This is a genomic window from Sphingomonas sp. (assembly GCF_035758555.1).
GTDB lineage: Bacteria > Pseudomonadota > Alphaproteobacteria > Sphingomonadales > Sphingomonadaceae > Sphingomonas_B.
Window position 1 is genome coordinate 1 of the sequence record NZ_DASTXI010000043.1, and the last position, 24,923, is coordinate 24,923.

At 67.2% G+C, this 24,923-nt stretch carries 26 protein-coding genes, 1 tRNA gene and 1 pseudogene; 13 read left to right on the forward strand and 15 right to left on the reverse strand.

From position 1 onward, the window contains the following. From VFT73_RS02450 to dnaA, 3 genes and pseudogenes are all read left to right on the forward strand, one after another. Window positions 1-204 (forward strand): annotated as a pseudogene (locus VFT73_RS02450) (pimeloyl-CoA dehydrogenase small subunit); the annotation flags it as partial. 255 nt (window positions 205-459) lie between these two features. Then, window positions 460-723, forward strand: coding sequence for a 30S ribosomal protein S20 (rpsT, locus tag VFT73_RS02455; protein WP_326408554.1), 264 nt, complete (start codon window positions 460-462; stop codon window positions 721-723). A 413-nt stretch (window positions 724-1,136) separates the two neighbouring features. Next, window positions 1,137-2,501: a chromosomal replication initiator protein DnaA gene (gene dnaA / locus VFT73_RS02460; RefSeq protein ID WP_326408555.1), complete on the forward strand. Its 1,365-nt coding sequence runs from the start codon at window positions 1,137-1,139 to the stop codon at window positions 2,499-2,501. Window positions 2,502-2,637: 136 nt separating this feature from the next. Here the strand turns inward: dnaA and VFT73_RS02465 are convergent, their stop codons facing one another. The 4 genes from VFT73_RS02465 to secB all read right to left on the reverse strand — a co-directional run bounded on the left by VFT73_RS02465 (window position 2,638) and on the right by secB (window position 6,525). Further along, entirely contained in the window at window positions 2,638-3,300 is a 663-nt protein-coding gene (locus VFT73_RS02465) for a DUF4136 domain-containing protein (RefSeq protein WP_326408556.1), read from the reverse strand. A gap of 93 nt (window positions 3,301-3,393) precedes the next feature. Further along, window positions 3,394-4,401, reverse strand: coding sequence for a tryptophan--tRNA ligase (gene trpS / locus VFT73_RS02470; RefSeq protein WP_326408557.1), 1,008 nt, complete (start codon window positions 4,399-4,401; stop codon window positions 3,394-3,396). 1 nt (window position 4,402) lies between these two features. After that, window positions 4,403-5,995: a murein biosynthesis integral membrane protein MurJ gene (gene murJ, locus VFT73_RS02475; RefSeq protein WP_326408558.1), complete on the reverse strand. Its 1,593-nt coding sequence runs from the start codon at window positions 5,993-5,995 to the stop codon at window positions 4,403-4,405. 26 nt (window positions 5,996-6,021) lie between these two features. Then, complete coding sequence (secB, locus tag VFT73_RS02480; protein WP_326408559.1) at window positions 6,022-6,525, reverse strand: protein-export chaperone SecB; 504 nt, start codon at window positions 6,523-6,525, stop codon at window positions 6,022-6,024. A gap of 167 nt (window positions 6,526-6,692) precedes the next feature. On the opposite strand from secB, the gene VFT73_RS02485 reads away from it, so the two are divergent. The 6 genes from VFT73_RS02485 (at window position 6,693) to VFT73_RS02510 (ending at window position 12,362) form a co-directional block, all read left to right on the forward strand. Next, the gene (locus VFT73_RS02485; RefSeq protein ID WP_414712774.1) at window positions 6,693-7,361 is read left to right on the forward strand and encodes a Tim44/TimA family putative adaptor protein; all 669 of its coding nucleotides are present in this window, start codon (window positions 6,693-6,695) and stop codon (window positions 7,359-7,361) included. Between the two features lie 13 nt (window positions 7,362-7,374). Beyond that, window positions 7,375-8,607 carry a murein transglycosylase A gene (locus VFT73_RS02490; RefSeq protein WP_326408561.1) on the forward strand — a complete coding sequence of 411 codons (1,233 nt, stop codon included), beginning with the start codon at window positions 7,375-7,377 and terminating at the stop codon, window positions 8,605-8,607. Continuing rightward, window positions 8,582-9,136, forward strand: coding sequence for a Smr/MutS family protein (locus tag VFT73_RS02495; protein WP_326408562.1), 555 nt, complete (start codon window positions 8,582-8,584; stop codon window positions 9,134-9,136). Before VFT73_RS02490 ends, VFT73_RS02495 begins: the two co-directional genes overlap by 26 nt. Window positions 9,137-9,205: 69 nt before the next feature. Next, window positions 9,206-9,865 carry a PEPxxWA-CTERM sorting domain-containing protein gene (locus VFT73_RS02500; RefSeq protein WP_326408563.1) on the forward strand — a complete coding sequence of 220 codons (660 nt, stop codon included), beginning with the start codon at window positions 9,206-9,208 and terminating at the stop codon, window positions 9,863-9,865. 185 nt (window positions 9,866-10,050) lie between these two features. Beyond that, window positions 10,051-11,391, forward strand: a complete 1,341-nt coding sequence (locus VFT73_RS02505) for an AmpG family muropeptide MFS transporter (RefSeq protein WP_326408564.1) — start codon at window positions 10,051-10,053, stop codon at window positions 11,389-11,391. A 68-nt stretch (window positions 11,392-11,459) separates the two neighbouring features. Next, entirely contained in the window at window positions 11,460-12,362 is a 903-nt protein-coding gene (locus VFT73_RS02510; RefSeq protein WP_326408565.1) for an iron-containing redox enzyme family protein, read from the forward strand. Here VFT73_RS02510 and VFT73_RS02515 read toward each other — a convergent pair. The 9 genes from VFT73_RS02515 to VFT73_RS02555 are packed head-to-tail and all read right to left on the reverse strand — an operon-like array spanning window position 12,356 to window position 21,259. After that, window positions 12,356-13,621, reverse strand: a complete 1,266-nt coding sequence (locus VFT73_RS02515) for a bifunctional folylpolyglutamate synthase/dihydrofolate synthase (protein ID WP_326408566.1) — start codon at window positions 13,619-13,621, stop codon at window positions 12,356-12,358. The two genes, VFT73_RS02510 and VFT73_RS02515, sit on opposite strands and share 7 nt — an antisense overlap. A 7-nt stretch (window positions 13,622-13,628) precedes the next feature. Next, the gene (accD, locus tag VFT73_RS02520; protein ID WP_326408568.1) at window positions 13,629-14,483 is read right to left on the reverse strand and encodes an acetyl-CoA carboxylase, carboxyltransferase subunit beta; all 855 of its coding nucleotides are present in this window, start codon (window positions 14,481-14,483) and stop codon (window positions 13,629-13,631) included. After that, window positions 14,480-15,292 (reverse strand): tryptophan synthase subunit alpha, encoded by an 813-nt coding sequence (gene trpA, locus VFT73_RS02525; RefSeq protein WP_326408569.1) that lies wholly within the window; start codon window positions 15,290-15,292, stop codon window positions 14,480-14,482. The genes accD and trpA overlap by 4 nt, the downstream gene beginning before the upstream one ends. After that, entirely contained in the window at window positions 15,289-16,521 is a 1,233-nt protein-coding gene (gene trpB, locus VFT73_RS02530) for a tryptophan synthase subunit beta (RefSeq protein WP_326408570.1), read from the reverse strand. The genes trpA and trpB overlap by 4 nt, the downstream gene beginning before the upstream one ends. Further along, entirely contained in the window at window positions 16,518-17,189 is a 672-nt protein-coding gene (locus VFT73_RS02535; RefSeq protein WP_414712775.1) for a phosphoribosylanthranilate isomerase, read from the reverse strand. Before VFT73_RS02535 ends, trpB begins: the two co-directional genes overlap by 4 nt. A 45-nt stretch (window positions 17,190-17,234) precedes the next feature. Continuing rightward, the gene (gene pyrF / locus VFT73_RS02540) at window positions 17,235-17,909 is read right to left on the reverse strand and encodes an orotidine-5'-phosphate decarboxylase (protein WP_326408572.1); all 675 of its coding nucleotides are present in this window, start codon (window positions 17,907-17,909) and stop codon (window positions 17,235-17,237) included. Continuing rightward, window positions 17,906-18,214, reverse strand: coding sequence for a hypothetical protein (locus tag VFT73_RS02545; RefSeq protein ID WP_326408574.1), 309 nt, complete (start codon window positions 18,212-18,214; stop codon window positions 17,906-17,908). Before VFT73_RS02545 ends, pyrF begins: the two co-directional genes overlap by 4 nt. A 33-nt stretch (window positions 18,215-18,247) precedes the next feature. After that, on the reverse strand, window positions 18,248-20,542 hold the full coding sequence (locus VFT73_RS02550; protein ID WP_326408576.1) for a patatin-like protein: 2,295 nt from the start codon (window positions 20,540-20,542) through the stop codon (window positions 18,248-18,250). 24 nt (window positions 20,543-20,566) lie between these two features. Continuing rightward, window positions 20,567-21,259 (reverse strand): endonuclease/exonuclease/phosphatase family protein, encoded by a 693-nt coding sequence (locus VFT73_RS02555; protein ID WP_326408577.1) that lies wholly within the window; start codon window positions 21,257-21,259, stop codon window positions 20,567-20,569. A gap of 108 nt (window positions 21,260-21,367) precedes the next feature. Here VFT73_RS02555 and VFT73_RS02560 point away from each other — a divergent pair, with 108 nt between their 5' ends. Beyond that, on the forward strand, window positions 21,368-21,562 hold the full coding sequence (locus tag VFT73_RS02560; protein WP_326408578.1) for a hypothetical protein: 195 nt from the start codon (window positions 21,368-21,370) through the stop codon (window positions 21,560-21,562). A gap of 64 nt (window positions 21,563-21,626) precedes the next feature. Beyond that, window positions 21,627-21,851 (forward strand): hypothetical protein, encoded by a 225-nt coding sequence (locus VFT73_RS02565; RefSeq protein WP_326408579.1) that lies wholly within the window; start codon window positions 21,627-21,629, stop codon window positions 21,849-21,851. 66 nt (window positions 21,852-21,917) lie between these two features. On the opposite strand, the gene VFT73_RS02570 is transcribed toward VFT73_RS02565, so the two are convergent. Both VFT73_RS02570 and VFT73_RS02575 read right to left on the reverse strand, forming a co-directional pair. Continuing rightward, window positions 21,918-22,484 carry a PEPxxWA-CTERM sorting domain-containing protein gene (locus tag VFT73_RS02570; protein WP_326408580.1) on the reverse strand — a complete coding sequence of 189 codons (567 nt, stop codon included), beginning with the start codon at window positions 22,482-22,484 and terminating at the stop codon, window positions 21,918-21,920. 111 nt (window positions 22,485-22,595) lie between these two features. Next, window positions 22,596-22,685, reverse strand: a tRNA-Ser gene (locus VFT73_RS02575). 96 nt (window positions 22,686-22,781) lie between these two features. On the opposite strand from VFT73_RS02575, the gene VFT73_RS02580 reads away from it, so the two are divergent. Both VFT73_RS02580 and VFT73_RS02585 read left to right on the forward strand, forming a co-directional pair. Further along, a complete protein-coding gene (locus VFT73_RS02580; protein ID WP_326408581.1) occupies window positions 22,782-23,813 on the forward strand; it encodes a lytic murein transglycosylase in 1,032 nt (343 codons plus the stop codon). A gap of 10 nt (window positions 23,814-23,823) precedes the next feature. After that, a partial coding sequence (locus tag VFT73_RS02585) for a D-alanyl-D-alanine carboxypeptidase family protein (RefSeq protein WP_326408583.1) occupies window positions 23,824-24,923 on the forward strand: 1,100 nt, incomplete at its 3' end.

Here is a 24,923-nt window from a genome sequence, read left to right on the forward strand (position 1 = left end):
GCCGCGGTCAGTCAGGCCAAGGCAAAAATCGGCAAGGGCCTGAAATTCGTGGGCCAGAACGCGATCCAGACCCATGGCGGCATCGGCATCACCGACGAGCTCGCGATCGGCCACTATTTCAAACGCGCAACGATGATCGAGGGGCAGTTTGGCAGCGTCGATCACCACCTCGCGCGGTTCGAGCAGCTGAGCATGCCGGACTAAGTCCTCCCCTGCTTGCAGGGGAGGGGGACCAGCCGAAGGCTGGTGGAGGGGCCCGGAGCGAAGCGGAGGGTTGAGCGTCCTCGCTTCGCTGCGGCCCCTCCACCGCCGCCATGCGGCGGTCCCCCTCCCCGAGCGAGCTCGGGGAGGATCACTTATTGACCCGCAATCCCCACATCGCTATGTGCGCCCGACGCAGGACGCGGCGGCTTCGCCGCGCCCTTTTCGTTTTAACCGGACAGTTTTTAAGGACCCTCGATGGCGAATACGCCGCAAGCCAAGAAGCGCATCCGTCGCAATGCCCGCCGCGCCGACATCAACCACGCGCGCATCGGCCGCATCCGCACTTTCGTGAAGAAGGTCGAAGCGGCGATCGAATCGGGCGACAAGGCGGCGGCGGCGGCGGCGATCGCGGCGGCCCAGCCCGAACTGGCGCGCGGCGTTGCCAAGGGCGTGCTCCACAAGAACACCGCGTCGCGCAAATTCGCGCGGCTGACGAAGCGCGTTTCCGCGCTCGCCTGATCCTTTTCAGGGCGATTGAATGGGCCCGCGGCGCTTTGCGCCGCCGGGCCTTTTTCAATTGTGACGCAGCCGTTACGGCCAAGTGCCGCAGTTTACATGATTCGTTCCGCGCGAGTCATCGTATACGTTGAATAATCTCGTGATATCAGTGACTTCGTGTCACCGATGCCAGAAATGGCGGAATTCCGAGTCAACCTGCATTATTTCCGTTTCGCGACATTCCTGCGCTTGATCGACTCACGAAACGGGCCCTACAAAAGCCTTCCCGGCGCACGAATCGCGCGGCGGGGATCACGTCGAGAAAGAGTTCCGAAGGTCGATTCGCTTCGATTCGGCCGTGGGGGAACTTGCGTCCAACGAACGCCGGCGGCCGGGGGGCTCGGATAGGCGAGGGGAGGGGCAAAGTGGGTCCAATGTTGGTACGTGAGAGGCTGATGGATCGTGGGGAGCAGGTCTCCGTTGCCTGGGCAGGCATTCGCGAAGGACTGAAGCGCGATTGCGGCGCGCGGCTGTTCGATCACTGGCTGAAGCCGATCATGCTGGCCGGGATCAGCGACAAGGCCGACGTGGTACGGCTGACGCTGCCGACCGAATTCCATGCGAATTGGGTGCGCGCGCATTATGCCGACCGGCTGCTGCTGGCCTGGCGCGCGGCGATGCCGACGATTCGCGAAGTGCGGGTGGAGGTCGCGCCCAGCGACGTCGTCACCCGTATCTACACCGCCGAGGAAGCCGAAACCACGCCGGCGGCCCCGCCCGCGCCAGGCTTCGATCCGCGCCAGACCTTCGAACGCTTCGTCGTCGACGACGAGAACCGCGTCGCCTGCAACGCCGCCAAGGCGCTGGCGGCGGGCGAGCTGCGCTTCTCGCCTTTGTTCATCCATTCCGCGACCGGCCAGGGCAAGACGCACCTGATGAACGCGATCGGCGCCGCCTATCGCGCGCGGGTGCCCGGCGCCGCGATCCTGTTCATGTCCGCCGAGCGCTTCATGGTCGAGTTCGTCTCGGCGATGCGCGACAAGGACACGCTGGCGTTCAAGCAGCGGCTGCGTTCCGCCGACCTGCTGATGATCGACGACGTCCAGTTCATCGCCGGCAAGGGCTCCACGCAGGAGGAATTCCTCCACACGCTGAACGAGCTGACCGGCAGCGGCAAGAAAGTCGTGATCAGCGCCGACCGCGCCCCGCAGGCGCTGGACGGCGTCGAGACGCGCATCCTTTCCCGCCTCGCCAGCGGCCTGGTGGTCGACATCAAGCCGGCGACCTTCGCGCTCCGCCTGAAGATCGTGAAGGCGAAGCTCGCCGGCATGGCGGACGTCCAGATGCCCGAAGCCGTCGCCGAGCTGCTCGCCGCCCGCATCCAGACGAGCGTGCGGGAACTGGAAGGCGCGCTGAACCGCTTGACGGCCTATGCGCTGCTCAACGATCGCGCGATCGACCTTGCGTTCGCGCAGGAAGTCCTCGGCGAGATGCTGAACGCGTCGACGAGGCGGATCACCATCGACGAGATCCAGCGGGCCGTGTCCGCGCATTACGGCATGCGCCAGGCCGAAATGGTCTCGGCCCGCCGCGCCCGTGCCGTCGCCCGCCCGCGCCAGATCGCGATGTACCTGGCCAAGCGCCTGACGCCGCGCTCGCTGCCCGAGATCGGCCGCCGCTTCGGCGGTCGCGACCACACGACGGTGATCCACGCGGTCAAGCAGATCGAACGCCTGCGCGGCGAAGACGCCGACCTCGACGCCGACGTCCGCAGCCTGATCCGCCAGCTGGAGGCTTAAGGAAAGAACAGCCCCTCCCCTTCAGGGGAGGGGTAAGGGGTGGGGGCGCGCGTCTGCGCGCCAAAACGACTCATTGCGGAATCACGGACAGCCCCTCCCCAACCCCTCCCCTGAAGGGGAGGGGCTCGCTAGCGACCTATCTCTTCCCCGGCGGCGGCACCGTGATCCGCACCGTCTCGCCCGAATTCCCCGGGAACCCGGTAAACATCGCCTCGATCAGGTTCGGCACCAGATAGGGCAGGTCGTCGCTGCGCGACAGCGCCTTGGCGGTGCCTTCGAACAGGCTTTTGCCGTCGGACGTGCGGTCGATCTCCAGGTGCAGCACGCTCTGATAGACGGTGTAGCTGCGGATTTCGGGGCCGCCGAACGGGTCGCTCCACAGCCACGGATCGTACCAGCCGTAACGCCAGCCGAAGCGCCCCGCATAGGGCCGGTAAAAGCCCGGTCCGCCCCAGCCCCAGCCGCCATAGCCGCCCCAGCCGGGGATCGTCTCGATCCGGTCATGGCCCTGGTCGACATCGTAATCGAGCGACACGACCAGGTTCGCGTCCTGCGCGCTCGCCGCCTGACGATAGCCATAGTCTTCCAGGCGCTGCGCAACCAGCTGCGCATAGGTCCGGAACTCGATGCCGCCCCTGAGCGCCGGATCGGCCGGCTGCACGACGAAGGTCTGGCCTTGCGCGGGGGGCGGCAGCGCCTGGAATCGCGATACGCGCGCGTTGAAGCCCTGCGCGCAGGCGCCGAGCGCGATCAGCGACAGCGGCGCCGCGGCGGCGAGGAATTTCCTGAATACAGTCATAAGGTTACCTTCTCGGAACACGAGCGGAATGAAGCTTACGCCCGTTCTTCCCGGCTGTCACTGAACCGCGCTTGAACGCGCGGCCGCCACGGCTCAGCGCTGCAGGCCGAGCGCCTGATAGGCGCCGTCCAGCACCGGCCGGGCGAGCGTCCGCGCCTTGTCCGCACCCTGTTCGAGCACCCGGTCGAGCTCGGCATGGTCGCTTTTCAGCTCGACGAAGCGGCGGCGGATCGGCCCCAGCACCTCGATCAGCCGCTCGGCCAGCGCCGGCTTGAACGCGCCGAAGCCCTGACCCTCGAACGCGGCCAGCACCTGCTCGACGCTCTGGTCGCCGAGCGCTGCGTAGATCGAGACCAGGTTGCGCGCTTCCGGCCGCCCTTCCAGCCCGTCGGGAGAGGCGGGCAGGGGCTCGGGGTCGGTCTTCGCCTTCTTGATCTTCTGCGCGATCATATCGTCGTCGTCGGACAGGTTGATCCGGCTCATGTCCGACGGATCGGACTTGGACATCTTCGCGGTCCCGTCCCGCAAGCTCATGATCCGCGCCGCGGCCGGCGGGATGATCGGGTCGGGCAGCACGAACAGCTCGGTCTCGAAATCGGTGTTGAACTTGGTCGCGATATCGCGCGCCAGCTCCAGATGCTGCTTCTGGTCCTCGCCGACGGGCACGTGCGTCGTGCGGTAGATCAGCACGTCCGCCGCCATCAGCACCGGATAGACGAACAGGCCGACGCTCGCGCCTTCGCGGTTCTTGCCGGACTTCTCCTTGAACTGCGTCATGCGGTTCATCCAGCCGATCCGCGCCGTGCCGTTCAGCAGCCAGGCGAGCTCGGCGTGGGCCGGCACCCGCGCCTGGTTGAACAGCACCGACTTGGCGGGATCGATTCCCGACGCGATCAGCGCCGCCGCCATCTCGCGCGTGTTCGCGGCCAGTTCCTCGGGCTTGTTGTGGACGGTGATCGCATGAAGGTCCGCGAGGAAGAACAACGTGTCCCCGCCCGCGGCCGCATTCTCGTCCTGCATCCGCACCCAGTTGCGGATCGCGCCCAGATAATTGCCCAGGTGGAGATTGCCGGTCGGTTGGATGCCGGAAACGATGCGCATGTCAGTCCTTCTTTGCGGTGGCGACGCGCCGGGTCAGCAGCGCGCGGAGGTCGCTAACGCGGAATGCGCCGGTAAGGAAGCAGGCAGCTCCGTAAACCGCGGCACCGCCGCCGGTCAGCACGATCAGCGCGATCGCCCGCCGCACGATCGATCCGGTCAGGTAGGGCCACGCCATCGGCGCCAGCACGAACAGCGCCGCGCCCATGATCAGCGCCGCCAGCACCAGCCGCGGGATGCGCCGCTTCAGCCGCGAATCGGCATGGAAATGCCCGCGCCGCCGCAGCTCGCGATACAGCATGAAGGTGTTCAGGCACGAAGCGAGCGCGGTGGCGAGCGGCGGCCCGATATGACCGAAGCCGACCCGCCCCAGCGTCGGGATCAGCACCAGATTGCCCACCAGATTCACGCCGACCGAGATCGTCGCGAATTTGACCGGCGTCTTCGTGTCCGCGCGCGCATAGAATCCCGGCGTCAGCACCTTCACCAGCACGTAAGAGGGCAGGCCGATCGAAAAGGCGGACAGCGCCCAGCCGCAGCGGTACGTGTCCTCGGCCGTGAAGGCGCCATGCTCGAACAGCCCGCGCACGATCGGCTGGGCGGCGAAGATGAACGCAACCGTCGCCGGCAGCGTCAGGAACAGCGCCAGCTCGATGCCGCGGTTCTGCGTGTCCATCGCCTCTGCGTCCTTGCCCGTCGAGAGCAGGCGCGAGACGGTCGGCAGCAAAATCGTGCCCAGCCCGATGCCGATCAGCCCCAGCGGCAGCTGGTTCAGCCGGTCGGCATAATAGATGTAAGAGATCGACCCCGGATCGAGCAGCCCGCCGGCCAGCGCGGTCGAGATGGCGAGGTTGATCTGCACCGCCCCGGCCCCGGCCGCCGCCGGCAGGATCAGCTTCATCAGCTGGCGCACGTCCTCGTCGAGCCGCGGCATCTTCAGCTTCAGGCTGACCCCGGACTGGCGGCACGCCCACATCAGCCAGCCGAGCTGCATCACGCCGCCGACCGTCACGGAAATCGCCTGCGCCCGCGCCGTTTCATAGGCATTGTCGCCGTGGAAGAACCACAGCGCGCCGATCATCGCGATGTTCAGCAGGATCGGCGCCGCCGCGTTCACCCAGAACCGGTCGAGCGAGTTCAGGATCCCGCCCAGCAGCGAAGCGAGCGAGATCAGCATCAGATAGGGAATGGTGATCCGCGACAGCGTCACCGCGAACGCGAATTGCTCGTCGGTCGGATTCTTGAACCCGCCCGAAAGCCCCCAGGTCACCGGCCATGCCGCGACCAGCATCAGCACGGTGAAGACCGCCAGCACCGGGAACAGCACCGCCAGCGCCCGCTCGGCAAAGCGCAGGCCCGCGCCCAGCTCGCCGCTTTCGCCGACCTTCCGGTTGAACATCGGGATGAATGCGGCGGAAAACGCCCCTTCGGCGAACAGCGCCCGGAACATGTTCGGCAGCCGGAACGCGACGAAGAACGCGTCCGACGCAAAGCCCGCGCCGACGTACGACGCCTGCAATGTGTCGCGCACCAGCGCCAGCACGCGGCTGACCAAAGTCAGCCCGCCCACCGAGCTCAGGGATTTGACGAGGGACATGCCTCCCTACCGGCGGGAGGCGCGGATCAAGCCTGGCCCGCCGCTTCGCCCTGCAGCTGGGCGGCCTGCTGGGCCTGCTGCATGTACAGCCCGGCAAAGTCGATCGGCTCAAGCAGCAGCGGCGGGAAGCCGCCGTCGCGCACCGCGTCGGCCAGCACCCGGCGCGCGAACGGGAACACCAGCCGCGGCGCCTCGGCGTAGCAGAAGGGCTGGATCTGCTCTTCCGGCACGTTGCGGATGCCGAACAGCCCGGCATAGGAAAGCTCGACCGCGAATGCGACGCCCTGATCGCCATGCGCCCGCACTTCGATCTTCAGCACGACTTCATAGACGTCGTCGGCCGCCTTGTTCATGCCGATGTTGAATTGCACGTCGATCTGCGGCTGCACCTGCCACTGATAGACGGCGGGCGCGTTCGGATTCTCGAACGACAGGTCCTTCACATATTGGGAGATGATCGCGACCTGCGGCATGTTGTCCGCGCCGTTGCCAAGCGTTTCCTCGCCCTGCGCGCCGGTTTCCTCAGTCATTCGTCCGAACCTTTTCTAGAACTGGATTGCGGGCCCGATGCCCCTCGGTGCGCGCGGTTAGCAGCCGCCGGGTCGCGCGGCAATGCTTTGGGGTTTGCGTCGGGGGATCGGAACTGCGTTCCAGGCATTTGAAACCCACAGGCCATGCGCCTATGTTGCGCCTGTTCATGTTTGGAGGTCTGGTGGTCGGGATCGTTCTGCTCGCGATGGTTGCGGCATTTCTTGCGCTGCGGCTCTATATGGTGCTCGGCAAGCGGAGCGGCCATGAGCAGGCGCTGCCGCCCAAGCCCGCCGAGGAGCGGCTGGCGCCGCAGCCGCAGCTCCGCGCCGCGCCCGAAATGGTCGCCGACGCGCCGCAGCAGGCCGATTCGGTCATCGATGCCGGCGCGACCAGCGGCGTCCGCGCGATTCTGTCGGCCGATTCGAGCTTCGACGTCGCCCGTTTCCTCGACGGCGCCAAATCTGCCTATCGGATGATCCTCGAAGCCTTCTGGAAAGGCGATGAGGAAGAGCTTGCCTGGCTGGTGAACGCGGACGTGCGCGACGCCTTCGCCGCCGCGATCGCGGAGCGGAAGGAAGCCGGCCACACGCTCGACAACCGGCTGGTCTCGATCGAGAGCGCGCGGATCGAGGCGGCGCGGCTGGAAAGCCGCACGGCCTTCATCACGGTCCATTTCGTCGCCGATATCGCGGCCGTCACGCGTGATGCGGAAGGCAACGTCATTGCCGGCACGCTGACGGACGCGGTCGCGACCAACGACAGCTGGACCTTCAGCCGCAATCTCAAGGACTCCGATCCCAACTGGCTGCTCGTCGAAACCGACGAGGCCCAGTGACCGCGGAAATCCGGTGACCGCGCGGCGCTGGGCGGCAATCGCTGCCCTGGCCTTCATCACCGCCTGCGTGCCCAAGCCGTCGGTGGCTCCGCCGCCGGCCGTTCCCCGGCAGGCTCCTACGCCGGCACCCGCGCCCCCGCCTGCCGACGCGATCAGCGTCGGCGTGCGGCCGGGGCCCGCCGCGCTTCCGATCACCGACGAACAGGCGGCGCGCGCGCTTGCCGCGTTCCGGATCAGCTGCCCGTCCCTGCTGCGCCGCAGTGACCAGTCCGGCATCGCTGCGGACTGGCGCCCGGCCTGCGACCGCGCCCGCACCGAGACCGATGCGCGCCAATTCTTCGCGACTGCATTCGAAGCCGCCGAAGTGGGCAACGGGAATGCGATGGTGACCGGCTATTACGAGCCGGAGATCGCGGCCTCGCGTGAGCCGCTGCCCGGCTATGTTCCGATCTACCGGTTGCCCGGCGATCTGGTCGAGCAGCAGGTGCCGGTCTGTCCGCCGCAGCTCGATCCGCTGCTGCCGCCGCCCGATCCAGCGACCTGCCCGCTGAAAAAGCAGCGCGGCCGGCTCGTCGACGGCCAGTTCGTCCCCTATTTCGACCGCACCGAGATCGACAATGGCGCACTCGCCGGGCGCGGGCTGGAAATCGCCTGGGCGGCCGATCCGGTTGCTCTGTTTTTCCTTGAGATACAGGGTTCCGGCCGGCTGCGCTTCCCCGATGGCACGGTGATGCGGGTCGGCTATGCCGGGCAGAATGGCTGGCCGTACACCGGCATAGGCGCGCTGATGAAGCAGCGCGGGCTGCTCGGCCCCGGCCAGACCAGCATGCAGGGCATTGTCGCCTGGCTCCATGAGCATCCGGACGAAGGCAAGGCGATCATGCAGGAGAATCGCAGCTACGTCTTCTTTCGCGAGCTGACTGGCCCGGGCCCGCTCGGCGCATTGGGCGTGCCGGTCACGCCGCGCGGCAGCGTCGCCGCCGATCCGCATTTCACGCCCCTCGGCGCGCCGGTCTTCCTCGATGTCGATAATCCCGAAGCCGACGGGCTGTGGGTGGCGCAGGATACCGGCGGCGCGATCAGGGGGCCGAACCGGTTCGACACCTTCTGGGGGCCGGGCGACGAAGCGGCGCGCATCGCCGGCGGCCTGCTCGCCCGCGGCCGTGCCTGGCTGCTGCTCCCGCTCGGCACGCTTGACCGTCTCGCCCAGGGAGGGACTCGTGAGGGAGCGCCCGTTAAGCCCTGAGGAGGCCCGCCTCTGGGCCCGTCTCGTCGCGACCGTCGAGCCGCTGGCGGGAAGGGCAGCCGAGCCAGTCACTCCAAAACCGTTCGTTTCGAGCGAAGTCGAGAAACGCGCGTCCACCCGCTCGGAGCCCAAAGGCTTCTCGACTTCGCTCGAAGCGAACGGAGCTAGGAAGGCTCCCGCACCCTCCAACACACTGGACGGCAGCTGGGACCGCCGCCTCTCGCGCGGCTTCGTCGCGCCCGAACTGGCGGTCGACCTCCACGGCCATACGCTCGACACCGCTTACCGCACGCTCGATGCCGGGCTGGAGGCAGCGATTGCCCGCGGGATACGCGTGCTGCTGCTGGTGACCGGCAAGCCGCGCGATCCCGGCTCCGGCCGAGGCGCGATCCGGGCGGCGGTCGGCGACTGGCTCGCTTCCTCGCGCCACTCGGCCGATATCGCCGCCGTGCGCAATGCCCATCCGCGCCATGGCGGGGCGGGCGCGCTCTACATCATCCTGAAACGGCCTCGCACGAAGGGCCATTAACTCTTTATTAGCCTTGTCCTTTCGTCCCGCCTCAGGCACCTCCCGCCTGTGTTTTGTAGGAGTAGCGTCATGTTCAGGGGTGTGATCGCAGCCGCGCTGCTGGCTGGAATTTCGGTGCCGGCGAGCGCGATGACCTATATCGCGCAGATCAAGGGCGTGGTCACGTCGCAGTTCGATACCGGCTTTACCGAAGCCGGCGTGACGTCTCCGATCAAGGTCGGCGATACGATCACCGCCACGTTCACCTACATGGAGGTCGAGACCGTCGCCGAGGCGCTTGCTGCCCGGTTCGGACGCATCGGCCCTAAGAAAGTCACCTATCAGCTGGACGGCTTCACCTGGACGTCGGACGGCGATTTCGGGTCGGATCTGGAGCCGATCAGCTTCGAGACGAGCAAGGATCCGGTCAGCAATTATTATTCGACGATGGACGACGCCGTCGGCACCGGCGACCTTCAGGTCGACGGCTACGCCTTCCAGATCGGCGAGTTCGGCTACGAGCATTATTTCGGACCGGGCTTCAACGGGGAGTTCGACGCCAAAACGCTCGCGGTGTGGGTGAATGGCCGTCAGACGGTCTTCCCGACCCGCTCGACGCCGCGCTTCACGGCGCCCTCGGACGCGGTGGCGCCGGTGCCGGAGCCGATGACCTGGGCGATGATGATCGCGGGTTTCGGCCTCGCCGGCACCGCGCTCCGCACGCGCAAGCGGGTCCGCGCGTTCGCCTGAAGGGGGAAGGAGCGGCGGCCGGCCGTGCCGCCGCTCTTTTTGCTGTCCTACACCCATAAAGCTGTGCCAGCATGGGCGCATGACAGGCCCATCTTCCGCGCCGCCCGCCCGCCAACGCCGATTCTCGCCCTCCTTTTTCTTCCCCACACGCGCGAACTCAGTGAAATTTCACCGGGAGCGGTCGCGTGGCTGAACAGGCGATCGCCGCCGAAGCGCGGGCATCGAATTGGACGGACGCGGTTCGTCCCTATCTCGAAAAGGCGCCGCTCGCCGCCTTCTTCCTCGGCGTCTCGTCCGGCTTTCCCTACGCGCTGATCGGCGCAACGCTGACGACACGGCTGGCGCAGAACGGCATCGACAAGAAGGCGGTGACCGCGTTCGCGCTGGTCTTCCTCGCCTACAACTTCAAATTCCTCTGGGCCTGGATCGTCGACGGCGTGCGGCTGCCGATCCTCGGCCGTCTTGGGCAGCGCGTGTCGTGGATGCTGGTCACCGGCACGCTGGTGATCGCCGCGGTCGCGAACCTCGCGCTCGCCGATCCGGCCGCGAATATCGCCCAGGTCGCGACCGCCGCGATTCTGGTCGGCATCGCGGGTGCGACCTTCGACATCGTGATCGACGGCTACCGGATCGAAATCCTTGAGCCGCGCCAGCTCGGCGTCGGATCGGGCATGAGCCAATATGGCTGGCGGATCGGATCGGCGGGGGCGGGCGCCCTTGCACTGGTCATCGCCGCGCGCGGCGGCTGGGAAGCAGCCTATCTCGCCTGCGCAGCGCTGGCGCTGCCCGCGATGATCACCGCGCTCGTCGTCGGCGAGCCGGCCCGCCACCGGGAACCGAAGAAGCGCGCCGGCCTGTCGCGCGCGGTCGAGGCGATCTGGCGCCCCTTTGTCGAGTTCCTGACTCGCCCCGGCGCCATGGTGATCCTGCTCTTCATCCTGGTCCACAAGATCGGCGACACGCTTGGCCAGCTCACCGTCCGCCTGCTGTTCGACGATCTCGGCTTCACCAATGACGAGATCGCGATCTTCGATGTCGGCGTCGGTTTCTGGGCCTATCTGATCGGCATCTTCGTCGGCGGGCTCATCTATGCCCGGATGGGATTGAAGCGTTCGGTGCTGCTCAGCCTGGTTCTGATGGCCGTCTCCAACTTCAGCTTCGCCCTGCTGGCGGCGGCCGGCCACAGCAACGCCGGAATGGCAGGCGCGATCGGCTTCGAGAATTTCGCCAGCGGCATCGGCGGCGTCACCGTCGTCGCCTATTTCTCGGCGTTGACCGACCTGCGCTTCACCGCTGCTCAATATGCGCTGATTTCGGCGGCCGCGAGCATCGTCGGCCGGTTCATCACCGGCACCTCGGCCGGCGCGCTGGTGGAGGCGATGGGGTATGTGAATTTCTACCTGCTGACCACTGTCGCGGCGGTGCCCGGCATCCTGCTGTTCTGGTGGATGATCCGCTCAGGGCTTGTCGACGCCTCGATCGGCAGCGCGGGGCGGGAGCCCGCATCGCCCGAGCAGAGCGAGTGAAGGAACCCGAATCGTTGCCGCTTCGTTCTTGAGGAACTTAACGCCCCATTTCCCGGAGCATTCCTCAAGTGGCAACCAGACACAGTGCGGCCGCGTCGCCGCAGTTCCTTAATAACGCCTTCCAGCGATCGCTCGCGCACTGGAACCGGGAGCGGCTCGCTCCCGCCTTTCCCGACACGGACTGGCGCCGCGACTTCGACCGGAACATGCAGATGCTTCGGCTGGAGGGTGCGTTTGTTGACGAGCTCCGAGCCGAGGTCGCCGACGACTTGGCTGATGTTTCCGAAGAGCCGGACGCCTTCGTCGCCTGGTTTGAGGCGCTGGACAAGGGCGGCCCGGGCCAGAACCATCCGCTCTTCGCCTGGCTCGCCGAAACCGCGACCGAAGGACAGATGCGCTGGTTCCTGACCCAGGAAGCGGCGGGCGAGGCCGGCTTTGACGATCTGGTCGCCCTGACCCAGGTCAAGCTGCCGCTCGCGCCGAAGCTGGAGCTCGCTGCCAATTACTGGGACGAGATGGGACGCGGCCAATATCGCGGCATTCACACGCTGCTGCTCCGCGAGCTGATCGCCAACATGCGGATCGCGCCGGAGATCGACACGACCGTCTGGGAAAGCCTGGCCCTCGCCAACGCGATGACGGCAATGGCGACCACCCGCCGCTATGCCTGGCTGTCGGTCGGCGCGCTGGGCGTCGTTGAGCTGACCGCGCCGTGGCGCTGCGTGCACGTCTCGGCGGGCCTAAAGCGCCTCGGCTTCGGCCAGCGCGACCGCCTCTATTACGACCTGCACAGCCACCTCGACGTGAAGCACAGCGAGACCTGGAACGAGAAGGCGCTGAAGCCGCTGGTCGAGGAAGACCCGCGCCGCGCCCGCTTCATCGCGGAGGGCGCTCTCGTCCGCATGCGCTGCGCCGAACGCTGCTTCGACCGCTATTCCGAGCTGCTGGAAGGCGGCGCCGAAATCTACTGAGGCGCCTCGCCGTTCAACGCCAGCACCGCGCCGGCAAGATAAAGCGAGCCGGCGATCAGCACTGGCCCGTCCAGTCCTGCAAGCGCCGACGGCACGCCCGCGCAGGCGCGCGCCTCAAGGCCGAGTTCGCGCGCCAGCCGGCCAAGCTCCTCGGGCGCATGGTGCTCGTGATCCGGCACGGGTACTGCCCGCACCGAACGCACCACGGGTGCCAGCAGCCGCAGGAACCCCGCCGCATCCTTGTTGGCGAGCATGCCCAGGATCAGGTGCGGCTTCGCCCGCCCGGCCAGCGCGCCTGCCAGCGCCTGCGCAGCCGATTCGTTGTGCCCGCCGTCGAGCCACACGACACGGCTCCCGGCCAGCGGCCCCGGCGCGAGCCGCTGCAATCGCGCCGGCCATCGTGCTCCGCTGACGCTGCGGAGCAACGCTGTCTTCGGGACCAGGATCGCACCCTGATGCCGCAGCATCGCGATGGCGAGACCTGCATTCAGCAGCTGATGCGCGCCGGGCAGGGCAGGGGCGGGTAGCTCCAGCGCACCGAACCCGTCGCGGTAGGTCTGGCCTTCCATCGACCAGGCTTCGCCCTGCTTCAGCCGCACGGCGCCGGTTGCCGCGACCGTCGCCTCGATGCTCTCCTCGGCGGCATCCGGATAGGCAAGCGTCACCAGTGGCACGCCCGGCCGCGCGATGCCGGCCTTCTCGCTCGCGATCTGGCCCAGCCGCTCGCCCAGGAACGCCTGGTGGTCGATGCCCAGCGCGGCGATCCCGCATGCCGCCGGCCGGGGGATGACATTGGTCGCATCCAGCCGCCCGCCGAGCCCGACCTCGACGATGCAGGCGTCCGCCGGCGTGCGCGCGAAGGCCAGGAACGCCGCCGCCGTCGTCACCTCGAAGAAGCTGGCGCCGAGATCGCCGGCCGCATCCAGTGCTTCCTCCAGCAGAGCGGCCAGCGCCTCGTCCCCGATCAGCGTGCCCGCGACCCGGATCCGCTCGTTGAACCGCACCAGATGCGGACTGGTATAGACGTGCGCGCTGAGCCCCGCCGCCTCGATCGCGGCGCGCAGGAAGGCGCAGGTCGATCCCTTGCCGTTGGTCCCGGCGACATGCAGCACCGGCGGCAGCCGCCGCTCCGGATTGCCGAGCTGGCCGAGCAGCGCCGTGATCCGCTCCAGCCCCAGAATGTCGCGCCCGGGCGACAGCGCCGCCAGCCGGTCGAGCTGGCGCTGCACGGCCGGGTCTGACGAGCGCGCGAAATCCACCTTCGGTTCAGGCCGCCGCCTTAACCGGCGCCACATAGTCGATCACGCGTCCCAGCGTCTCGCGCAGCTCGCGGCGGGGGGTGACCATGTCGATCATGCCGTGCTCCAGCAGATATTCGGCGCGCTGGAACCCTTCGGGCAGCTTCTCGCGGATCGTCTGCTCGATCACCCGCTGGCCGGCGAATCCGATCAGCGCACCGGGCTCCGCGATCTGGATGTCACCCAGCATCGCATAGCTCGCCGTCACGCCGCCGGTGGTCGGGTCGGTCAGCACGACGATATAGGGCAGGCCCGCTTCCTTCAGTTCGGCGACGGCGACGGTCATTCGCGGCATCTGCATCAGCGAGAGGATGCCTTCCTGCATCCGCGCCCCCCCGGCGGCGGTGAAGATGACATAGGGCAGATGCTCGTCAATCGCGGCGCGGATGCCGGCGACGAACGCCTCACCCACGCCCACGCCCATCGAACCGCCCATGAAGGCGAAGTCCTGCACGCCGACGATCGCCGGATGCCCGACGATCGTGCCGCGCGCGTTCAGCAGTGCGTCGGGCTCGTTGGTGGCCGCGCGCGCGGCCTTGATCCGGTCCGCGTATTTCTTGCTGTCCCGGAACTTCAGGGGATCCTCGGGCACGCGCGGCGCCGGCAGCAGCGCATATTGCCCGTCGTCGAAAACCTGGCCGAAGCGCTTCTTCGCCCCGATCCGGCCATGATGCCCGCAGCTCGGACAGACCGACAGATTCTCCTCATATTCCTTGGTGAAGATCATCTGCCCGCAGCTCGGGCATTTGTGCCACAGATTCTCGGCCGTCTCCTTCTGGGTGACCGACGCGATCGCGTTGCGGACGCGGGTGAGCCAACTCATGCGGCATGCTCCTGACGGGCGCAGGCCTTGGCCAGCGCGGAAACGAGTGAACGAACGGCAGCTGGGGCATTCGCCCCCTCGGAGCCGACCAGCTCGACGATCGCCGATCCGACCACGACGGCATCCGCGACGCGGCCGATCGCAGCGGCCTGCTCGGGGGTCCTGATCCCGAAGCCGACGGCGACCGGCAGGTCGGTGGCGGCCCGCAGCCGGGCGACGGCGGCCTCGATCGATTGCTGCGCCGCCTGCTGCAGCCCGGTAATCCCGGCGACCGACACATAATAGACGAACCCCGACGCGCCCTCCAGCACGGCCGGCAGCCGCGGCGCGTTGGTGGTGGGCGTCGCAAGCCGGATCGGGTGCAGCCCGGCTGCTCTGAGCGCCGGCCCCAGCGCGTCGTCTTCCTCAGGGGGAATATCGACGCAGATGACTCCGTCGACCCCCGCGGCTGCCGCCTCGCGCGCGAACCAGTCGGCGCCGCGTGCCAGCATGGGGTTGGCATAGCCCATCAGGATCAGCGGCGTGTCCGGATGCCGCGCCCTGAAGGCGCGCGCGATGCCGAGCAGATCGCGCGTGGTCGTACCCGCCCCAAGCGAGCGCAGGTTCGCCTTCTGGATCGCAGGCCCGTCCGCCATCGGATCGGTGAACGGCATGCCGAGCTCGATGATATCGGCACCGCCCTCCACCAGCGCGTCGAGAACCGCGCCGGTCCCGGCAGGGGACGGATCGCCACCGGTAACGAACGTAACCAGCGCCGCGCGCCCTTGCGCACGGCAGCGGGCGAAGGCGGCAGAGAGCCGGTCGGTCACAGCGCCACACCCAGCGCGCCGGCGACGGTGAAGATGTCCTTGTCGCCGCGTCCGCACAAATTGGCGAGGATGATCCGACCCTGTTTCATTTCCTTCGACTTGCGCGCGACAGCCGCAATCGCGTGCGAAGGTTCGAGCGCAGGAATGATGCCTTCGGTCCGGCACAGCAGCTGGAACGCGTCGAGCGCCTCCTTGTCGGTCGCGCTCTCGTACCGCACGCGGCCGATTTCGTGCAGCCAGCTATGCTCGGGCCCGATGCCCGGATAATCCAGGCCTGCAGAAATCGAATGCGCCTCGGTGATCTGACCGTCTTCGTCCTGCAGCAGGAAGGTCTTGTTGCCGTGCAGCACGCCCGGACGGCCGCCGGCCAGGCTCGCCGCGTGCTGGTCGGTATCGAGCCCGTGCCCTGCGGCTTCCACGCCCAGCATCGCGACGTCGGGATCGTCCAGGAACGGATGGAACAGCCCGATCGCGTTCGATCCGCCGCCGATCGCCGCCACCAGCAGGTCCGGCAGTCGCTCTTCGCGTTCCAGAATCTGCGCACGCGCCTCGCGACCGATCACCGACTGGAAGTCGCGCACCAGCTCTGGATAGGGATGGGGGCCCGCCGCCGTCCCGATAATGTAGAAGGTATTCTCCACGTTCGCGACCCAGTCGCGCAGCGCCTCGTTCATTGCGTCCTTAAGCGTCCGCGCGCCGCTTTCCACCGGCCGCACCTCGGCGCCCAGCAGCTTCATCCGGAACACGTTGGGGCTCTGCCGCTCCACGTCGCGCGCGCCCATATAGATGGTGCAGGGCAGACCGAACCGCGCCGCCACCGTTGCCGTCGCGACGCCGTGCTGGCCTGCACCGGTCTCGGCGATGATCCGCGTCTTGCCCATCCGGATCGCGAGCAGGATCTGGCCGATGCAATTGTTGATCTTGTGCGCGCCGGTGTGGTTCAGCTCGTCACGCTTGAAATAGATTTTCGGCCCCATGCCCGCCGGCGCGCTCTCGCGCAGCGCCTCCGTCAGCCGCTCGGCAAAATAGAGGGGGCTGGGGCGCCCGACATAATGGGCCAGCAGGTCGTCGAATTGGGCCTGGAACGCCGCATCAGCCTTCGCCGCGCGATAGGCGCGCTCCAGCTCCAGGATCAGCGGCATCAGCGTCTCGGCGACATAGCGGCCGCCGAAATGGCCGAAATGCCCGCGCTCGTCGGGCTGGGTGCGGAGCGAGTTTGGGAGGGTCATGACCGCGCGACCGCTTGAAGGAAGGAGGCGATCTTGTCCACATCCTTCACGCCCGGCGCGCTCTCCACGCCGGAGGAGACATCGACCATCCGCGCGCGGGTGACGCCGATTGCTTCACCGACATTGTCAGGGGAGAGCCCGCCGGAAAGGACCCAAGGCAGCGGATGGGCGAAACCGTCGAGCAGCTTCCAGTCGAAGCGCAGGCCCATCCCGCCGGGCAGGGCCCCCGCTGGCGTCTTGGCGTCGTAGACAAGGCGTTCGGCGATGCCCTTCCAGCCCTGTGCTTCGTCGAGATCGGCGCGGGTGCGGACGGCAATGGCGATCCACATGGGCAAGCGGAACCGCGCCGCGATGGCCGCCGCCCGCTCGCGCCCGACCTTGTGCAGCTGCAACGCGCCGAGTCGACCGGCGTCGATTGCTTTCCCAAGCAGTGCGTCGTCGGGATCGACGAACACGCCTACGCGCCCGACGCGCTCGGGTACGCGGCCGGCCAGCCCCGCCGCCTGTTCGAACGTCAGGTGCCGCGGGCTCTGCGGCAAGAACACGAAGCCGACATGGCTGGCCCCGCTGCCGATCGCGGCGTCGAGCGTTTCGGCTGTGGACAGGCCGCAGATCTTGGTGGCGACTCGGGGCAAGGCTCGGCTTTCGTCAGTCTGGCGCCGCCCCATAGGCCGGCTGGGCCGGCCTTGTCGAAGCCTTCGCTCTTGCCTGCGCTAAAGCGTCGCTTCGATCGCGCGGGCGGCCTCGTCCGGATCGGTGGCAGCCGTGATCGGGCGCCCGATCACCAGCATCGAGGCGCCGTCGTTCAGCGCCTGGCGCGGGGTGACGACGCGCTTCTGGTCGCCGGCCTCGCCGTTCGCGGGCCGCACGCCGGGGACGACGAGATAGCCGCCGGGCCACAGCCGCTTCGCCGCCTTCACTTCCGCCCCGGAGCAGACGACCCCGTCCAGCCCCGCTTCGCGCGCCAGCGTGGTCAGCCGCTCGACCTGCGCATGCGGGTCGCCAACCAGGCCGATCGAGGAGAGGTCGTCGCCGTCGAGGCTGGTCAGCACCGTCACGGCCACGACCTTGGTACCCGAAGGCGCGGCGGCCTTGGCATCCTCCATCATCGCGCGGCCGCCGGCGGCGTGGACGGTCAGTACGGCAGGCTCCAGCTCGCGCAGCGCCTGGACCGCCTTGCCCACGGTGTTCGGAATGTCATGCAGCTTCAGGTCCAGGAAGACCGGCAGCCCCAGCTGCGCCATTTCCTTGACACCCGACCGGCCATTGGCGGCGAAGAATTCCAGCCCCAGTTTGATGCCGCCGACATGGTTGCGGACCTTACCGGCAATCGCCTTGGCCCGTTCGAGATCGGGGGTATCGAGCGCGACGAAAATCGGCCCGCTCATGCGCCGCCCGGCGGCATCGTGGTGATCGGCCCCGGCGGCAGCGGCTCGGGCGTGGCGATGGTGGGCACGGCTGCGAGTCCGGGCTCGCTCATCATCCGCCGCTTCAGCCGATAGCGCGTCGCCTGCCACATCAGCAGCGGCGGGATCAGTCCCAACAGGAAGAAGAAGGCGAGCAGTACCGGCAGCTTGGTTTCCAGGATCAGCCCGTTCCACAGGTTCACGTCCACGACCGTCCAGTTGTTGAAGCAGAACAGCGCGACGATCACCGCCACGACGATCCAGAACAGGGTCTTCAGGAACGACATGGCCCGGACCTTAAGACGTCGTTTCGCGCAAGGCTAGCCAATCTCCGCCCGCAGCTTCTCGAAAAGCCCCGGCACGGCGGAGAGCCGCGGTTCTTCCTCGTCCAGAATGGCGCTGAACAGTGCATGCTTCAGCTCGGCCGCAACGCCCGGCGGCAAGGTGCGGTGTGCCGGAAGCGTCGAGAGCACGATATCGACCAGTCGGTCGGCCCCGTGCAGGCGTCCCCATAGATAGTCATTCTCCCGATACGCCCTGCTAAAGAACGCACCGAAGCTGTTGAATCGTATTCCTTTCAGGGTCGCTTCCGCGCCTCCCTCCCGGATCGCGGTCGCGTCGTCAGGCGAGATGCGGTCGACTTTCACCGCATCGAATTCGCCATCCGCCTCCGGCCCGGTCAGAGACAGGGTGGTGAGGTCGTAGAACGCAAAGCCGAGATAGGCGAACAGCATGTCGCGGCGTTCCGCGCGCGGGAGTTCGGCAAGCGCCTCGGCCAGCAGCCGGTCCGCCTCGTCGTCGATCCGCCGCAAATCGCGCGCCGCCCCGATAGCATCGATCGCGGCTCCCGGCTCCTCGACCACCGCGCAGGCCAGCGCAGCGACCACGCCATCGAAAAAGCCCGCCATCTCGCGTTCGAGGTAGAGCGCGAGGATCGCATAGATGCATCGCTCGAAGCCTTCGCACTCGGCCGCGAGCGCGTCGTTCGCTTCCTGGATAGCCGCCAGCCGCTGGGCGAGGAAACGCAGCCGCCGGATACGGAAGCCCAGATCGTGCTCGCGAAAGAAGCTGATCGCGGCCGGGGTGGCACCGCCGCCGGGCGCGCTGACCCGGTCGAGCCCGCGGCGTTGGAGTTCGGCCCAAATCGCTTCACGGCCTTGGGTCCGCGTCGGCCCGATCCCGCGCGGCGTCATCCGCCGGATCAGCCCGGCCAGTTCCTCGACCACGCCGGACAGTTTCAAATGTCCGTAAGCAGCATAGGCGGGGCCGGAGCGCCGAGCCGCTTCGGTCTGCGCCTTCGCGCGCCAGGCGGCGATCCGTGCCGGCGTCGGGCTGTCGAGGAAGAATGTGCCGCCGAACAGCTGGACGATCGCTTCCTCAACCTCGTCCTTCAGCGCATCGATCACGCGCCGCGTGCGCGCGATCCGTTCGGAGCGGCCCTGCAGCGCTTCCAGGTTGTCGCGGATCGGCTGCTCGCGCGGGATTTCGGTCAGCGCCCCCAGGATCGACTGAAAGAATCCCGGCGTCTCGGTGCCGCTTGCGCCGCCTAGCCGGATGCTGCGCACGCCGGGCTTCGGATCGATATAGACGAAACGCCGGTCGATCTCGCGCCGCGCCGAGCGGTTCTTCAGCGCGTCCATCGCCGGACGAAATGGCGCGTTCGACAGCACCGACCCGTCGATCAGTGCGGCGGTATCGGCCAAGCCGGCAGCGCTGTGGCGGGGAAGGCAGCGGCGGAGGAATTTGTCGCGCTCCGGCCAGTCGACCGCGCGCGCGGCGAGCACTGCGTCCAGTTCGCGCACGGTGAAGGGCGGGAACGCGCCCGGAAAGCTTGCCGTCGCGCGCGCGGCGAAGGCCAACTCCGCGGTCGAGCCGAGCGCCCGCTCCGGTCCGCCGCGATCACCGAAGCTGATCGTCAAGCGATGTTCCGTTTCAACGACTTCGGACGGACTGTTGAGGCGAAGCCTCTCCGGGTGCCCGCGAAAATCGGTCACGGTGACATACAGGTCGAGCGGCTGATCGTCGGGCAACAGAGGGGCACCGGGCTTGCTCTTCGCCATCGCATCGAGCGCGTCGAGCAGCAGGCCCGTAAAGACCTCGCCGCCAAATGGCGGTTCGAACCAGCGTGCGCGGACGAAGCTGGACAATTTCCGGCGCACTTCGGCGCGCGTTTCGGGATCGACGCTCTCGATCGCTTCGCCACCGCGATCGACCAGCATCGCCAGCGGGATCGCCCACAGCTTTGACAGGCGCGTCGCGCGTGCTTCAGGGTCGATCAGCCGCTCCACGTCCGCGGCCTCGAGCCACAGGTCCGTCAGCGGATCGAGCGATTGGCCGGTCGCGATCGCCTGGGCCAGGAAAATGCCGTTGATCCCGCCCGCGCTAGCGCCTGCGATGATGTCGGAAAAGACGCTGAGCCGCACGCCGGCATGGGCCTCGATCCGCTCCAGCAGGCGGCGATACACAGCCTGGCTGCCGGCGCACGGTTCGCCATCCTGAAAGGCGCGACTGGCCCGGGCGAGGCGCCACACTTCCTTGGTGATCCCGTGCATGTAGACGGCCAGGCTGATCCCGCCGTAGCAGATCAGCGCCAGCCGCAGTTCCTTCTCCCGCATCGGCGCCAGCGTGAACGAGAAGTGTCAGCCTGTCGAGACGAAGTCGGCCCAGATCGGCAGATGATCGGATGCCTTGCGGGCGGTGGGTGTACAATGGACGCCGCAATCGGTCAGTTCCAGCCCGCGGAACATGATGCGGTCCAGCGCCGCCACCGGCCGGCGCGCGTGAAAGCTGCGGCCGGTCGGCGCGAACGCGAAATGGTGGCTGAAGTCGCGCAGGCAGCCGCTGCCCGCCGTCCATTCGTTCAGGTCGCCCATCATGATCGTCGGCAGCGGCTCGCCTTGGTCGGCGCGGTGCAGGATCGCACGGCTCTGCCGCCGCCGCCACAGTCCGGACAGGTCTAGGTGCATGCCGACGATTCGAAGCGTTTCGCCGGCGACGCTCACTTCGGCCAGCACCGCGCCGCGCGGCTCGAGCGCCGGGATGTGCAGCGCTTCGCAGGCGGTGATCTCGACATCCCGGCGCACCAGGATCGCATTGCCGTGCCAGCCGATGCCGCCGGTGCGGTGGGGCAGGGGCACGGCGCGGTAGGGGCTGTGCTCCTCAAGCAGATGTGTGGGCAGCGCGCTCAGCCGCTCCCCGAACCGCCGGTCCGCCTCCTGCAACGCGACTATATGAGCATCGATCTCGCACAGCACCTCGATGACTCGTTCGGGGTTGCGCCGCCGGTCCGTGCCGATGGCCTTGCGCATATTGTAGCTCGCGACCCGGATCATGTTTTTCCCGACAACTCCGGCACCTTTGCCGCACCAAGGCAAACGCCGCGCCTTGCGCTCGGCTCCCTCAAGTGACCTTCTCTTAAGAGCTATTGCCTAGCGCAAGGCATGGCCTGGCTGTTCCCCATAATCCTGATGTTCTGCGCTGCCGCGCTCTGGATGGCCGTGCGCCGGATTCGCCGCGGCCGCGCGGCGGCGGACGACGTCATATATCTGGGCTATGACGACCAGGACAATGTCGACAGCATGCATACCGCGATGCTCGAAAGGCTCCGGCGCGGCGAGATCCGCGACTCGGAGTAGGGGGCCTCTCCACGGGATCGCAAACACGTCTTCGATCGTTTGAAGGCGATCGGAGGTAAACGCTGTGTTCGGCTCTCCAGTAACGCCATTTCTGCTGATCGCGATCGTCAGCCTCGTTCTGTTGCTCGCACTGCTTTATGCCGCCAAGCGGGCGTGGATCGGCGGTAGACCCGCCGGCGCGATCGCCGTGCTGATCGTGCTGGTGGCGGCATCATCGACCATCATCATGCCGGCACTGCCTACCGTGGACAATGCGTTGGGAGACGGCATCCCCCTCGACAATCACTGATCGCCCCGCACAGGCGCACAAAAGGGGCAGCACCGCCGGCGCTGCCCCTTTTGCGTCATGCGGCTGTCAGGCAGCAGCAGCGATCTTTGCCGAACGCCGGCGCGTCGCTGCGCCGACCAGTCCGAAGCCGCCGATCATCAACGCCCATGTCGCGGGCTCGGGCACGCCGCCGGTCACTTCGGAGAAGGTGAAGACGCCCAGCCCATTCGTGCGGTTCTGATCGCCGGTCAGGTTGGTTGCGGCATATTCGCCGACTTCCCCGCCGTCGTTGAAGAAATTGGCAAAGCTGCCGTCGGCAAGCGAGAAGCTCACGCCGAGATCCGAGAAGGCAAGGCCGCTCAGAAACAAATAATTGTCGGCGCCACCGAACTGAACCGGGAAGTCCGGCGCGAGCCCGGTGATCGAGACGCCGTTACGGTCACCGGTAACCCCGGTGACGGTCAGCGCATCGCGCCCGCCAACGTCGGTAGCCGCGTCCGTCGTCGTGAAGGTGCCGTTCGTCACGACGGCCGTACCGCTCCCGATGCCGGACGTGATCGAACCCGAGTAATTGAACGTGAACGTCCGCGCGGCAGAGGCGGGAGCGGCAGCGGCGAGAACAGCCGCGATGCCCAGAGCAATTTTCCCCTTCATGTCTACCCCTTCAAGTTTCACTTATATCAGGAAAAATTCTAGGGCGCCGGAGGCAAAGGCGCAACGCCGCAACCGCTTGTCCTCGTTCCGGACATGTTCCGAATCGGGACATGGCGGACAGGGTGGGATTCGAACCCACGGTGAGCGTGAACCCACGGCGGTTTTCAAGACCGCTGCCTTAAACCACTCGGCCACCTGTCCGGCGCCGCCGCTTATCGCCGGATCGAGCGCGTGCGCAAGAAAAGCCTGTTGCATGCCCGGCCCGCTCTCGCGATTAAGGGGAGAGAGGGGACGGCGATGCGTAAATATTTTGCCGCTGCCGCTCTGGCGTTCAGTTTAAGCGCGCCGGCTGCGGCCCAGGACGAAACGGGATTCCAGGCCTTCCTGGCCCAGATACGGACCCAGGCGTTGGCGCAGGGCGTATCCGCACGGACGCTCGATAGCGTGCTACCGACATTGACCTACAACCCGCGCGTGGTCGAGCTCGACCGGTCGCAACCCGGCGGCAATCCCGCCGCGCCGCCAAGCGCGATTCCGGCGTTCGCGCCCTACCGGATCAAGCATGTCGATAACGCCCGCATCTCGCGCGGGCGCGCCAAATACCAGGCGCTGCGTCCGCTGCTGACGCGGGTCGAGGCCGAGACCGGGGTGCCTGAATCGATCATGGTCGCGATCTGGGGCCACGAAACGAATTATGGCGGATATACCGGCAATTTCGACCTGCCGCGGTCGCTCGCGAGCCTTGCTTATGACGGCCGCCGCCGCGCGCTGTTCACGCAGGAACTGATCGACACCTTCAAGCTGATCGATCGCGGCATCCCCCGCGACAAGCTGAAAGGCAGCTGGGCCGGCGCAACCGGGGATCCGCAGTTCCTGCCCAGCGTCTATCTCCGCCTTGCTCGCGACGGCGACGGCGACGGCAAGGCGGACATCTGGTCGTCGGAGGCCGACGCACTCGCCTCGATCGCCAATTATTTCGTCAATGCCGGCTGGCGACCGGGCCGCCCCTGGGGCGTGCCGGTCAGCGTGCCGCCCTATCTCGACCGCGGCTCGATCGAAGGCAAGATCACGTCGCCCCGCTGTCACCGGGTCCATGATCGCCACAGCCGCTGGCTGACCGTCGCGGAATGGCGCCGGCGCGGCGTCGTCCAGACCGGCGGGCAGCCGCTGAAGGACAGCGAGCTGGTCACGTTGCTGGAGCCCGACGGCCCGGGCGAGACCGCCTATCTGCTGACCGGCAATTACCGCGTCATCCTCGATTATAATTGCTCCAATTTCTACGCGCTTTCGGTAGGGCTGCTCGCCGACGCCGTCGCGCAAAACTCGTGAGAGTATTTGAATGAAATCCTATCTGTTCGGTTCGCTGTTCCTGGTCGCGCTGGCGACGCCCACAATCGCCGCCGCGCCGCCTTTCGAGACGCCGGCGCCGGTCGCCTACATGATCGATCTATCATCGGGCGCGCAGCTCTATGCGAAGGATGCCGATCGGCGGATGCCGCCCGCGTCGATGGCCAAAATGATGACCGTCTATGTCGCCTTCGACATGCTGAAGAAGGGCGAGTTGAAGCCCAACCAGATGTTCACCGTCCGGCCGGAGACCTGGCAGAAATGGCACGGCCCGGCGGCCGGATCGACCATGTTCCTGAGCCCCAACGAACAGGTCAGCGTCGAGAACCTGCTCTATGGCATCGTCACGCTTTCAGGGAACGACGCCTGCGTCGTGCTGGCAGAGGGCATTGCCGGGACGGAAGAAGCGTTCGTCCAGCGGATGAACAATGCGGCGAAGCGGCTGGGCATGACCGGCAGCCATTTCGGCAATTCGAACGGCTGGCCTGACGAGGGCGTCACCTATGTGACCGCGCGCGACCTCGCCAAGCTCGCCCGGGCGACGATCGAGGACTTCCCGCAGCTCTACAAGCAATATTACAGCAAGCCCGATTTCACCTGGGGCAAGACGATGGGCGGCGAGGCCATCACACAGGCCAATCGCGACCCGCTGCTCGGCCGCGTCGCCGGCGCCGACGGATTGAAGACCGGACACACCGAGGAAGCCGGGTACGGCTTCACCGGATCGGCCGAGCAGAACGGCCGCCGCCTGGTGATGGTGCTGGCCGGCCTCGACAGCTTCAACCAGCGGATCAGCGAGTCCGTCCGCTTCATGGAATGGGGTTTCCGTGCCTGGAAGTCGAAGCCGCTGTTCAAGCAGGGCGCGAAGGTCGAAACCGCCGAGGTCCAGCTGGGCGACGACGATCAAGTCGGGCTGGTTGCGCCGCGTGATCTGGCGGTAACGCTGCCCGGCGGTGCTGCGTCCAATTTCACCGTCAAGGTCGTCTATGACGGACCGATCAAAGCGCCGATCAAGAAGGGCGACCATATCGCCGACCTGGTCGTGCAGGCGCCGGACACTCCGCCGCAGACGATGCCGCTGGTTGCCGCGAA

Excerpts from the sequence above, each read along its gene's own strand:
- VFT73_RS02550 (WP_326408576.1), bottom strand. The coding sequence starts at position 20,542 with ATGCGGGAGAAGGAACTGCGGCTGGCGCTGATCTGCTACGGCGGGATC.
- accD (WP_326408568.1), bottom strand. The coding sequence starts at position 14,483 with ATGAGTTGGCTCACCCGCGTCCGCAACGCGATCGCGTCGGTCACCCAG.
- VFT73_RS02545 (WP_326408574.1), bottom strand. The coding sequence starts at position 18,214 with ATGTCGTTCCTGAAGACCCTGTTCTGGATCGTCGTGGCGGTGATCGTC.
- VFT73_RS02555 (WP_326408577.1), bottom strand. The coding sequence starts at position 21,259 with ATGATCCGGGTCGCGAGCTACAATATGCGCAAGGCCATCGGCACGGAC.
- murJ (WP_326408558.1), bottom strand. The coding sequence starts at position 5,995 with ATGTCCCTCGTCAAATCCCTGAGCTCGGTGGGCGGGCTGACTTTGGTC.
- dnaA (WP_326408555.1), top strand. The coding sequence starts at position 1,137 with ATGTTGGTACGTGAGAGGCTGATGGATCGTGGGGAGCAGGTCTCCGTT.
- VFT73_RS02500 (WP_326408563.1), top strand. The coding sequence starts at position 9,206 with ATGTTCAGGGGTGTGATCGCAGCCGCGCTGCTGGCTGGAATTTCGGTG.
- pyrF (WP_326408572.1), bottom strand. The coding sequence starts at position 17,909 with ATGAGCGGGCCGATTTTCGTCGCGCTCGATACCCCCGATCTCGAACGG.
- VFT73_RS02570 (WP_326408580.1), bottom strand. The coding sequence starts at position 22,484 with ATGAAGGGGAAAATTGCTCTGGGCATCGCGGCTGTTCTCGCCGCTGCC.
- trpB (WP_326408570.1), bottom strand. The coding sequence starts at position 16,521 with ATGACCCTCCCAAACTCGCTCCGCACCCAGCCCGACGAGCGCGGGCAT.
- VFT73_RS02580 (WP_326408581.1), top strand. The coding sequence starts at position 22,782 with ATGCGTAAATATTTTGCCGCTGCCGCTCTGGCGTTCAGTTTAAGCGCG.
- VFT73_RS02485 (WP_414712774.1), top strand. The coding sequence starts at position 6,693 with ATGTTTGGAGGTCTGGTGGTCGGGATCGTTCTGCTCGCGATGGTTGCG.
- VFT73_RS02535 (WP_414712775.1), bottom strand. The coding sequence starts at position 17,189 with ATGGGGCGGCGCCAGACTGACGAAAGCCGAGCCTTGCCCCGAGTCGCC.
- secB (WP_326408559.1), bottom strand. The coding sequence starts at position 6,525 with ATGACTGAGGAAACCGGCGCGCAGGGCGAGGAAACGCTTGGCAACGGC.
- trpS (WP_326408557.1), bottom strand. The coding sequence starts at position 4,401 with ATGCGCATCGTTTCCGGCATCCAACCGACCGGCAATCTCCACCTGGGC.
- rpsT (WP_326408554.1), top strand. The coding sequence starts at position 460 with ATGGCGAATACGCCGCAAGCCAAGAAGCGCATCCGTCGCAATGCCCGC.
- VFT73_RS02560 (WP_326408578.1), top strand. The coding sequence starts at position 21,368 with ATGGCCTGGCTGTTCCCCATAATCCTGATGTTCTGCGCTGCCGCGCTC.
- VFT73_RS02465 (WP_326408556.1), bottom strand. The coding sequence starts at position 3,300 with ATGACTGTATTCAGGAAATTCCTCGCCGCCGCGGCGCCGCTGTCGCTG.